2 protein-coding genes and 1 pseudogene are annotated in these 2,051 nt (G+C 35.1%); all 3 read left to right on the forward strand.

The window, feature by feature from the left end; translation table 11 throughout:
* Positions 1–268 (forward strand): annotated as a pseudogene (locus tag VKY41_RS11210) (tRNA (adenosine(37)-N6)-threonylcarbamoyltransferase complex transferase subunit TsaD); the annotation flags it as partial.
* Between the two features lie 78 nt (positions 269–346).
* Positions 347–1,060, forward strand: coding sequence for a 16S rRNA (uracil(1498)-N(3))-methyltransferase (locus VKY41_RS11215; RefSeq protein WP_500814546.1), 714 nt, complete (start codon positions 347–349; stop codon positions 1,058–1,060).
* Between the two features lie 113 nt (positions 1,061–1,173).
* On the forward strand, positions 1,174–1,818 hold the full coding sequence (locus VKY41_RS11220; RefSeq protein WP_500814547.1) for a DUF4159 domain-containing protein: 645 nt from the start codon (positions 1,174–1,176) through the stop codon (positions 1,816–1,818).
* Positions 1,819–2,051 lie beyond the last annotated feature (233 nt).

Below are 2,051 nucleotides of genomic sequence, written 5' to 3' on the forward strand. Positions count from 1 at the left end.
TGTCGAATACTTAATGGACAAACTGAAAAACGCAGTCAAAAAGACTGGAATAAAAGAAATTGCTATTGGCGGTGGTGTTTCGGCAAACAGTGGAATTAGGAAAGCTCTTCAAGATGCCGAGCAAAAATATGGTTGGAAAACGCATATTCCTAAATTTGAGTTTTGCACAGATAACGCTGCTATGATTGCTATTGTTGGCGAATTGAAATACAAGGAAGGAGATTTTGCAGACTCCAATACCGTTGCTTCAGCACGAATGAAATTTTAAGGAGAAAAAATAAACTGGCGTAGAAAAGAATCAAGGTTAAACCAACTCTAAACAACCACGCCAAAATAAACCAGAACCATGCAGCTTTTTTACAATCCTAATATTTCGGAAAACTCAAGTGATATAATCTTCGACAAAGACGAGAGTCGCCACATTACAAAAGTGCTTAGAATGAGAGAAGGCGACACTCTTAAAATCACAAACGGAACGGGATCTTTTTTTGATGCTGAAATAAGTTTAGTCACACCAAAACAATGTGTAGCTAAAATTTTAAAAGAAGAAAAGGTTGATCCTCTACTCTATCATTTACATTTGGCTGTAGCACCAACAAAATTAAACGATCGATATGAGTGGTTTTTAGAAAAAGCAACTGAAATTGGCATATCAGAAATCACACCCATTATTTGCGACCACAGCGAGCGTAAAGTAATAAAGCCTGAGCGCTACGAGAAAATTATACAAAGTGCATTAAAACAATCATTAAAAGCCCATCTGCCTGTTTTAAATGAAGCGGTTTCACTAAAGAACTTTATCGAATCTAATAGTTCGAACGATGGAATACGCTGTATTGCTCATTGTGAAGAAGACGACAAAAACTCATTGAAATCAGTATTAAAACCTAATGCCAAGGTTACAATTCTAATTGGACCTGAAGGAGATTTTTCTTCCGAAGAGATTGAGCTCTCTTTAAAAGCAGGATTTATTCCCGTTAGTCTTGGCGATTCACGTTTACGAACTGAAACTGCAGCAGTAGTAGCATGCCATAGCGTGGCATTTATCAATCAAAAATAATCTACAGCCTATCCATTTTCTTGTTAAACAACTAAAATTCAATAATCTAAGATTATATGTTTCAAAATTAATTATTGAATTATATCCTTTCTGATTTTGTATTTTTGAAACCTATGCGTCATATATTATTTTCGATTCTACTATTATTTACTTTTGGAAGCACTCTTTCCCAAGAAATTGCTGTTCTTAAGTATGGTGGTGGCGGTGATTGGTATTCAAACCCTACTTCACTCCCAAACCTAATTAGTTTCTGCAATCAAAATATAGATACCGCTATAAACGAAAAACCTGAAACCGTAACACCTGGAAGTGTTGACATTTTCGACTATCCATTTGTACACATGACAGGCCATGGAAACGTATATTTCACACCAGAAGAAGCCGAAAATTTAAACAAGTATTTGATAAGTGGCGGATTTCTTCACATAGATGACAACTATGGAATGGATCAATACGTTCGAAAAGAAATTATAAAAGTCTTTCCAAACAAAGAGCTAAAAGAACTTCCTGGCAATCACCCAATCTTTAACATACATTATAAGTTCCCTAATGGACTTCCAAAAATTCATGAACACGACGGTCTTCCACCACAAGCATTTGGGGTGTTTGAAGAAGATAGATTAGTTTTATTATACACTTATGAATCTGATTTAGGAAATGGATGGGAAAATCAAGAGATTCATAATGACCCGCCAGAAGTGAGGTTGAAGGCTTTACAAATGGGAGCTAATATTATAAAATACGTTTTTGAAAACTGATATTTAAGAAGCTATAATTTCTTTATTACGTTAACAATAATTTGATTTTTCCTAATAACTGAATAGAGTATATTTACGAAGTGAAAACCACCGCCGAATCAATAACCTATGGAATTCTAAAAGCAATAGCTGTAGTAGCTGGTGTTTTGTTTTTGTTTTGGTTTCTCTATAAAATCCAAGCCCTCATTCTTTTTATAGGCTTGGCATTTGTTGTCTCCCTTATTGGTCGACCG

The organism is Xanthomarina sp. (assembly GCF_035306605.1).
Taxonomy (GTDB): domain Bacteria; phylum Bacteroidota; class Bacteroidia; order Flavobacteriales; family Flavobacteriaceae; genus Xanthomarina.